The sequence below is a fragment of the Pseudoalteromonas sp. NZS100_1 genome (assembly GCF_015864285.1).
GTDB lineage: Bacteria > Pseudomonadota > Gammaproteobacteria > Enterobacterales > Alteromonadaceae > Pseudoalteromonas > Pseudoalteromonas arctica.
The window spans coordinates 1-8,421 of the sequence record NZ_JADYXN010000055.1; the positions used below are offsets into that span (position 1 = coordinate 1).

Sequence of the window (8,421 nt, forward strand, 5' to 3'; positions counted from 1 at the left end):
AAAAAACCAAGAAGCGTTTAAGCTCCAAGAAAGTTAAATACGACCTTGAAGCTTAAAATGAGAGATGGTATCTACAAGTAAGTTTAACCACGGTGTTAAACTTACCCTTCTTGGCGCACTATATTCTCAAGGGCGCGAATATTGGTTATTAAGTCTTGGCGTTGTGGGTTTGCTTGCAACGCTTTTCTAAGATGTTTTAACGCTTCAGAATAGTCTTTAGAGTCAATCGCTATTTGCGATAAACCAAGCCACGCCGATAGTTGATAGTCAGGCAGAGCCTGCGCGCGTACATACATTAACCTAGCTTGCGTAAGCTGATTTTTACCGCGGTAAATACTCGCTAAACTAAGTAGGGCGTCACCTAAATTCGGGTTTATTTTAAGTGCGTTATTTAAGCTTTTAAGAGCACGTTTAGTATTACCTTGTTGCATAGCAATTTGTGCGCTGTATACAGAAAACTGGGCTTGTTCATCACGGGGTAGTTGCTTAGTTAATCTTTTTGCACTGCCTATTAGCTCTTTAGCTAAATCCCATTTTTGTTGAGATACAAGCCAGCCTAAAGTTTGCATCGTGGTATTAATAACCTCAACTTGCTGCTGTTTAGTGGCGTGTTTTAAACCTTGCTTTAATAAGCTAACTGCACGTTTACTACTGCCTTCACTTAAATGTAATTGCGCAGCAAGCAGCTGGTTACTGGTATCTTTGGGATTGAGTTTTAAGGCCACTTCAATAGCAGCAATCGCTTGCTTTTTGTGATCAAGTTGCAGTGCTATTTGTGCACGTTGCAACCAAAGTTCAGCTTTATCAGGGGTTTTATTAAGTAATTCTTTTAGTAATGCATTTGCCTGACTTAAATCACCCGATTCAATTAACGCAAACAATAGCCCTTGTTGATATTGGCTTGTTTCTGGCGCTAGCATCAGCGCTTGGCGGTACGCAGCAACTGCGCTCCAAGGTTGGCTATGCTGCACGTGTATATAAGCAAGTTGCGCATAACTTTGTGCATCAGCTTGGCCAAGTTCAATACTGTGAACTAGATGTGTTTGTGCTTTATCATACTTTGCTTGTTGCATGTATAAAAGGCTCAAACCTTGGTGTGCTTTTACTAAATCAGGTGAGGCTTTTAAACACGCTAGGTAAGCTCGTTCAGCGTTATTAAAGTCTTTTGTTGAAAGCAAAACTTGTGCACGTAATAGGTTTAAAGCAGTGCTATCTTGGCTTATATCACGGCCTTTAAATAGCGCAGCAACTTCACTGTAATTACCGGCTTGTAGTAGTGGTTGCACTTGGCGAGCAAAGCCGCGCTCGGTCGGCTCAATAAGGACCTCTGTAGAGCCTAATAATTTATTGTTTATAGCCAACTGCCATGTTGGATCGCTAGGCGATAACGTTACTTTTAGTGGCGCATTAGCATCATTAGCAGCGCTTGCATGTACGTTACCTGCACCTAATAAAGGTAATGAGCACATTACAATCGTAAACAGTGCGGAAGTTAATGGTTTTAGCGTTTTAAATATATTCATATTTTTCATTTTAATAGGCTTAAGGTTTAAATTCGATTGGCCAAATAAAGCGAGCGCGTACTGTTTCACCTTCTTTTTTAGGTGCACTAAAGCGGCTTTGTTTAATAATTTTGTCGATAGCTGGTTTAAGTTCAGGATATGGATTTTGTACTACCTCAATTAAACTTAACTTGCCACTTTCATCAATAAATACATCGAGTTTTACAGTAAATACATCAACACCTCGGCGGGTTAAGCTTTTTGGTAAAACGGCTTTAACAGGTGTAAGTAAAGTGGGGAGACCATCGAGTTGATTTAAGCTAAATGCATCCCAATTTACACTCATTGATTGCCATTGTGGCGCGCTTACTTTTACGTTGGGTGTATCGGGCTTTACAATGCTTAAATTGGTTTTTATCTTAATTTTAACTGCTTGAATAGAAGCACCAGCCCCTTCTACCGTTAAGCTTTGCATTGGCTCACTTGTTTGCTGTTGCGATATTGATGGCGGAGGAGGAGGTGGCAGTGCCACCATGGCAATCTCACGTACAACCACTTTGTCTTGCATATGGTGTTCGGCAAGTTGCCCAAGCCATAAAAGTAGTAATGCAGCACTAAGCACAATGAGGCTAAGGCCAAATGCAAACAGTGGATGGCGATTGTTTTTTGTTTTTTGAAGCGAGTCAATCGTGTGCATATTATTGCTTCGTAGCTAAGTTAACTTGCGCCGCGCCTGCAAGTTTTGCTTCGTCAATTACTTGAACAAGTAACTCTGTAGGTACTGTTTTATCAGCTTGAATTACCACAGGGCGTTGTTGCTGTTTTAGCATTTGCTCGACACTACTACGTACACCAGCAACACCAATTTGGCTACCATCAAAAAATACTTGTTGGTTGTCGGTTATTGCTAAAAAAATGACTTGCTGCTCAAGACGGCTGGCCGATACGGCTTGTGGTTTATCAACTTCAACGCCGCTTTCGCGTACAAATACGGTTGTAACAATAAAAAATATTAGCAATATAAATACCACATCAAGTAGCGGCGACATATCAATATGTTGCCCCGCTTCTTGCTCTAGCTTGTGCTTTAATCGTGATTGCATAGTGTTACCCTAACTGTTTACTTAACGTATGTAATTTAGGATTACGCTGCGAATACGCTAAGTAAGCTTGCATTAACCACGCGGGAATAGCGCACACAAGGCCCAATTGAGTTGTTAGTAATGCATCACCAATGGCTGCACTCATTAACTCGTTATGGCCCAGCGCCATTACTTTAAATGTATCAAGCAAACCAACAATGGTACCTAATAAACCAAGTAGCGGAAGAGCGGCAGTTAAAATAGAGCTTACCTCTTGCCAGTAACCTTTACGCTGCGCTTGGTATTGTTTAAGGTGCAGCAAGTCATGAAAAATTAACTGGTATACAAATAAAGCGAGTAAAAGAATACACCAGCAAATAGGGTTACTAACGATTTTTTCAAACATTGGTTTCTCCTTTTTCTAGTTGGCTTAGCTGTAATGCAAAGCCTTCTAGCTGGCTGTAATACGCTTTTGCTTTACGCGATAGTAGGGCATTTAATACCAATGCAGGGATGGCAACGACTAAACCTAATTCAGTTGTTATAAGTGCTTGTGCAATACCGCCCGATACAACTTCTGGGTCGCCTGAGCCAAACAAGGTCATCATTTTAAATGTTTCGATCATGCCGCTAACAGTACCTAACAAGCCAAGTAGTGGAGCTACTGCAGCTGTAACGGCAATAGCACCAATAAAGTTATCGAGTTTATGCTTATCGTGAATTAACTGATTAAATAATTGATCGTCTCGTACTTGGCCTTTTTCGCTTTGCAGCGTTAAGTTAAACAACTGCTGCTGCATACCTGCAAATTCACTGCTATTTTCAGCTTTAAAAAATTGCTGTAATTGCATTTGAGAGTGCATTTTAATTTTACTTAAACGCAGTAGCTGTGCGGCTTTTAATAGCGCAATGGTTAGTGCAAAGCAGGCAAATAAAATAATAGGGATAGCCCACAAGCCGCCTTTTTCTAGGTGTTCAAGCGGACTTTCTTGTTGGGCTTGGCTAGTTACTAAGTGCGTTAAACTAGGATCAAAAGTAAGTAATGTTGAGCCTGCACCATTTTGATTTAAAGTATTATCAAGTGGGTTATCGTTACTCGTTGATTGCACTAACGCTACTTTTAATACATTAGATTCATCATCCAAATTTAATAAACCCATAAGTTTAGGTGTTTGCGTACTAAACCATGCAACAGGCCCTACTTGTAGGGTATTAGCTTGGCTTAATTCGCCATTACTTAGCACAACCGATTGTTTTTTAAACTGTGGATAAAGTGCCTGCTCTTGATTATTAATTTGCGATATAACGCGGCTTAATAACTCGTTTTGGTTATTAGTCGACTCGTTACTGCTAGCACTATTGCTGGTATTTTGGCGCACAAAACGGCTAAGTAAGTTTAATTGATATTGCTGTTGCTGTTGCCAAGTGTCTAATCGGGTTTGTAACTGATCAAGACTTAATGTGTTTTCGTCAGCTAGGCGGCGATTAACGGCTGCTTGTTCGCGCAATTTACTGAGCGATTGCTGCTTGGTAAAAATTTGCTTTGCAAGGGTAGCTTGCTCTTTTGAAATACTATTTTGAGTTTTATTTAGAGTGCGTTGCGCTGTTTTAATATCACTTAAAATACTTTGTTTAGCATCATCACTGCTGGCTGCAAAAGAAATGTTTGCGCTAAAAAGTAAAACCGTGGCGCTAAATACTGCAATTATGCTGTTAGTAGCCATTATTTAGCCCCTTGCTGGTTTTTATTTACATAACTTAATATTGGGAGTGTTACCCAATCAGCAGCGCGCTTTTTTTGCTGTACAGCAATACCCAGTGCAACTTGTTCAGCATTAATGCTTGGGTCAAATTCCCACTGCCAACCTAAGTCACTTGGAAAACCAATACCTACATAACTTAAATCTTCGCTTACAAACCATGCTTGAGCTGCACCTAAGTAAAGCTGCTTTACCCATACTTCTTGCCCATCAGGATGCTTAATAGCCATTTCGTGAATAGAAATACGTTGTTGAAAATCATTAAGTAGAGTCAGCATTTTTAGCGCTGTTTGTAATTTGTCAGTTGTACTGAGCTGTGAGTCGCTTAAATCACCGGTGTTTTTCCAACTACTTAAAAGTGGCGGGGGGAGTTGCACTTGTAATGAAAGTAATTGCTGAGAAATACGCGCTAGTTGATCATTTAATTGCTGTTGATCATTTTCAAGCTCTGATTGCTTGGTAACAAGCTGTTCGCGTTTTTGGGCAAGCTCACTGGTGTTTTTTTTTCTACGCTGATTAAGCTCGCTAAGTTGCTGCTGCTCAGCATTTAGAAGCGTTAAGGTTTGCTCCATGCTGCTTTTTTGTTCAAGCCAATGAGTATTTAATTCTGTGTTTTGATTTTCTATTTGTAGCCATTTATTAACGAGTTGTTCTAGCTCACTAACAGTGTCGGCTTTTACTGCCATAGTGCTACAAAGCGCGATAACTACGCTAATTGGTTTAATTAAGCTTCGCATTACTTAACAACAATCCTGAAAGTTACTACAAGCAATTACAAGGACGTAATTACTGTTAATTTTTGAGTGTGTATACAATATAGTAATTTACATAACAATGCAATTGATAACAGTTATCGTTTACATTGCGTTGTTTGGGTGGTAGGATTTCGCCGAAATTAAATATGTACCTTAAATTAACAATAGTTAAGTGCTTAATAAAAACTACGGAGTAACCATGAGTAAGCCATCGAATAAAGGAAATGCCTACATAAAGCCAATTGCAGCGGTTGTTACGGCAACGCTTTCAACTTGGGCAAGTGCACAGGATGTTCAAGAACTATCGGTAACTAAAGCAGAAACTAAAACTGAGTCTAGCTATGTTGTTGAAAAATCAACGTCTCATAAATACACTCAACCGCTACTCGATACAGCTAAAACTGTAACGGTAATTAACCAAGCGGTAATGAAAGATAGAAACGTAGATAGCTTACGTGATGCTTTACGCAATGTGTCTGGTATTTCTTTAGCTGCAGGTGAGGGTGGCTCACCTACTGGCGATAGCATGTCGATTCGTGGTTTTAGTGCAACAAATGATATTTTTGTAGATGGTATTCGTGATGTTGCAGGTTACACACGTGATATTTACAACATTGAAGCCGTTGAAGTTGCAAAAGGCCCAGGCTCAGCGGTTTCTGGTCGTGGCGCAGCAGGTGGTAGTGTTAATTTAGAAAGTAAAAAGGCGAAGTTAGACAACTTTAACGACGTTTCGCTACGTTTAGGTACAGAAAACGATTACCGTGGTCGTTTTGATACTAACATTCAAGTAAACGACACAAGCGCACTACGTATCAATCTTCTTACTGATAAAGGTGATGTTGCAGGTCGTGACCATGTTGAGAATGAAACAAATGCTGTTGCGTTTGCATTTGCAACAGGGCTTGGTACAAACAGCCGTTTTGATTTAAACCTAGAGTATCAGCGCCAAGACAATTTACCAGATTACGGTATTCCTTGGGTTTACAGTGATACGCCAGTAGCTGAACTTGCAGATAGCGCGCGCTCACCTTCTCCTGTCGATTTTGATAACTTTTACGGTAATATTTACCGTGATTATGAAGATATTGAAGCCTACTCAACGACAGCTCGTTATGAGTATGATTTTTCTCAAAATACTACGTTACGTGTGCAAGGTCGTTTAGGTAAAGTTAAACGTGAATCAGTAACAACTGCACCGCGTTATTTCTCGGTTACAACAGATACTGACATTACCTTTGCAGATGAAAAAACACGTGATACAGAAAATTCACTTGCTGCACTTCAAGTTGATTTAATTGGTAACTATGAATTTGCTGGCTTTACTCACGATGTTGTAGTGGGTGTTGAACTTGCAAACGAAACGTTTACACGTCATAACTTTGTTGCAACTACACCTGATAACCTAATTGAAGATGGAATACGCAACGACTTATACAATCCTGATGCAACAATTGCATTTACGGGTGTGTATGGCCGTGACGGTACAAGCATTGAAGCTAAAGCTAAAAACCAAGCTATTTATGCATTTGATACAGTGACACTTAACAAGCAGTGGGAAGTTACAGGCGGAATTCGCTTTGATAGCTTCACTACGGATTATCACAACGATTACAATGACCCAAGCGCTTTAATTTCTACAAGTGACGACTTATTTAGCTGGAATGCAGCTGTAGTTTATAAACCTACAGAGAACGGCAGTGTATATTTAGGCGCAGGTAATTCATTCAATCCATCAGCGGAAAGCCTAACGGTATCTACGCGTTCAAATGCAGCTGATTTAGACGCAGAAGAAAGCCGCAGCTACGAGCTAGGAACTAAGTGGAGCTTAATGGATGGGCGCCTGCAAACTAATGCGGCACTATTTCGCACTGAAAAAACTAATGCCCGTACTGATGACCCATTTGCAGATAGTTCAAGTGACGAAATACTCGGTGGTGAACAGCGCGTACAAGGTTTAGAGCTTTCTGCTACTGGCTTAATTACTAAAGAGTGGACTGTAATTGCTTCATACACTTACCAAGATAGCGAAGTAACTAAAGCCTTAGGTGATGACGTATCGCAAATTGGTAACGAGCTTGCACGTACGCCTAAAAACAGCGCGAGTGTTTGGACTACGTACGATATGTCGGATAAATTATCGTTTGGTTTAGGTGCACAATATGTAGGTGAGCGCTACAACGGCACTACGTCTACACGTTCTCGTGCACCGGGTTATACTATTTTTGACCTGATGGTTGCGTACGACATATCAAAAGATTTGAGCCTGCAGTTTAACGGTGAAAACTTAGGTGATAAAGATTACGTTGATCAGTTAGGTGGTGGACACTTTGTACCAGGTGATGGTCGTAAGTTTAGCTTAACAGCGAGCTACTCTTTCTAAGAGTAAAATAAGTACGGCATAAAAGGGCAGAGTTAACTCTGCCCTTAATTATTTGATGAAAATGTGAGAGGGCGCACATGCTAGTTAAAATTCCAGAGCTATTAACAAAAGAAGAAGTGGCTTATTGTCATGAGGTTTTGCTTAAAGCGCAGTGGGCCGATGGCAGTATTACCGCAGGGCATCAATCAACCAAAGCAAAAAATAACTTACAGCTACCTGAAAATAGCCCTGAATGCCAAGAGCTTGGCGATATTATTATGGCAGCACTTGCGCGCAGTAATTTGTTTATGTCGGCTGCACTTCCTGCAAAAATTTTTCCTCCGTTATTTAATTGTTACCAAGGCGGGCAATCGTTTGGTGTGCATGTAGATAATGCAATCAGGCAAGTGCCGGGTACGCCTGTGAAAATTCGTACAGATGTATCAATGACGTTATTTATTAATGACCCCGAAGACTATGAGGGCGGTGAACTTGTTATTGAAGACACTTATGGCTCACATAGCGTAAAGCTGCCAGCAGGCAGTATGGTGTTGTACCCTTCAACGAGCTTACATCGTGTAATGCCAGTAACGAGTGGGCGCAGATTAGCCTCATTCTTTTGGTTACAGAGCATGGTAAACAGCGACGAAAAACGTGGTTTACTCTTTGATTTAGATATGTCGATTCAAAGTTTGCGCAGCAAAGTAGAAGATAGCCCAGAGATTATTCAATTGACGGGGGTTTATCATAACTTGCTAAGACAGTGGGCGCAGACATAACGAAGATACTCGTTATTAAATATTGGATATAAGTAATTAAAAGCTGCGCTTTTCGCGTGAGCAAGCTCTACGCCTACAGCCAAAACTTAACGCTGTGCTGAAATTACTTGTAGATACCATCTCTCATTTTAAGCTTCAAGGTCGTATTTAACTTTCTTGGAGCTTAAACGCTTCTTGGTTTTTT

At 40.4% G+C, this 8,421-nt stretch carries 8 protein-coding genes; 2 read left to right on the forward strand and 6 right to left on the reverse strand.

The window, feature by feature from the left end:
• Positions 1-101: 101 nt before the first annotated feature.
• The 6 genes from I6F66_RS20160 to I6F66_RS20185 are packed head-to-tail and all read right to left on the reverse strand — an operon-like array spanning position 102 to position 5,081.
• On the reverse strand, positions 102-1,523 hold the full coding sequence (locus tag I6F66_RS20160) for a lipopolysaccharide assembly protein LapB (protein ID WP_197209642.1): 1,422 nt from the start codon (positions 1,521-1,523) through the stop codon (positions 102-104).
• Between the two features lie 19 nt (positions 1,524-1,542).
• Positions 1,543-2,199, reverse strand: a complete 657-nt coding sequence (locus tag I6F66_RS20165) for an energy transducer TonB (RefSeq protein ID WP_197209643.1) — start codon at positions 2,197-2,199, stop codon at positions 1,543-1,545.
• Between the two features lies 1 nt (position 2,200).
• Complete coding sequence (locus tag I6F66_RS20170) at positions 2,201-2,605, reverse strand: biopolymer transporter ExbD (protein WP_036981164.1); 405 nt, start codon at positions 2,603-2,605, stop codon at positions 2,201-2,203.
• A 4-nt stretch (positions 2,606-2,609) separates the two neighbouring features.
• Positions 2,610-2,990, reverse strand: a complete 381-nt coding sequence (locus I6F66_RS20175) for a MotA/TolQ/ExbB proton channel family protein (protein ID WP_197209644.1) — start codon at positions 2,988-2,990, stop codon at positions 2,610-2,612.
• On the reverse strand, positions 2,983-4,308 hold the full coding sequence (locus tag I6F66_RS20180; protein ID WP_197209645.1) for a MotA/TolQ/ExbB proton channel family protein: 1,326 nt from the start codon (positions 4,306-4,308) through the stop codon (positions 2,983-2,985). The genes I6F66_RS20175 and I6F66_RS20180 overlap by 8 nt, the downstream gene beginning before the upstream one ends.
• Positions 4,308-5,081 carry a DUF3450 family protein gene (locus tag I6F66_RS20185; protein WP_197140360.1) on the reverse strand — a complete coding sequence of 258 codons (774 nt, stop codon included), beginning with the start codon at positions 5,079-5,081 and terminating at the stop codon, positions 4,308-4,310. Before I6F66_RS20185 ends, I6F66_RS20180 begins: the two co-directional genes overlap by 1 nt.
• Before the next feature lie 217 nt (positions 5,082-5,298).
• Here I6F66_RS20185 and I6F66_RS20190 point away from each other — a divergent pair, with 217 nt between their 5' ends.
• Both I6F66_RS20190 and I6F66_RS20195 read left to right on the forward strand, forming a co-directional pair.
• Positions 5,299-7,479, forward strand: coding sequence for a TonB-dependent siderophore receptor (locus I6F66_RS20190; protein ID WP_197209646.1), 2,181 nt, complete (start codon positions 5,299-5,301; stop codon positions 7,477-7,479).
• A 77-nt stretch (positions 7,480-7,556) separates the two neighbouring features.
• Entirely contained in the window at positions 7,557-8,237 is a 681-nt protein-coding gene (locus I6F66_RS20195; RefSeq protein WP_007585050.1) for a Fe2+-dependent dioxygenase, read from the forward strand.
• Positions 8,238-8,421: the final 184 nt, after the last annotated feature.

Coding starts and splice junctions, on each gene's coding strand:
- I6F66_RS20160 (WP_197209642.1), bottom strand. CDS start 1,523: ATGAATATATTTAAAACGCTAAAACCATTAACTTCCGCACTGTTTACG.
- I6F66_RS20165 (WP_197209643.1), bottom strand. CDS start 2,199: ATGCACACGATTGACTCGCTTCAAAAAACAAAAAACAATCGCCATCCA.
- I6F66_RS20170 (WP_036981164.1), bottom strand. CDS start 2,605: ATGCAATCACGATTAAAGCACAAGCTAGAGCAAGAAGCGGGGCAACAT.
- I6F66_RS20175 (WP_197209644.1), bottom strand. CDS start 2,990: ATGTTTGAAAAAATCGTTAGTAACCCTATTTGCTGGTGTATTCTTTTA.
- I6F66_RS20180 (WP_197209645.1), bottom strand. CDS start 4,308: ATGGCTACTAACAGCATAATTGCAGTATTTAGCGCCACGGTTTTACTT.
- I6F66_RS20185 (WP_197140360.1), bottom strand. CDS start 5,081: ATGCGAAGCTTAATTAAACCAATTAGCGTAGTTATCGCGCTTTGTAGC.
- I6F66_RS20190 (WP_197209646.1), top strand. CDS start 5,299: ATGAGTAAGCCATCGAATAAAGGAAATGCCTACATAAAGCCAATTGCA.
- I6F66_RS20195 (WP_007585050.1), top strand. CDS start 7,557: ATGCTAGTTAAAATTCCAGAGCTATTAACAAAAGAAGAAGTGGCTTAT.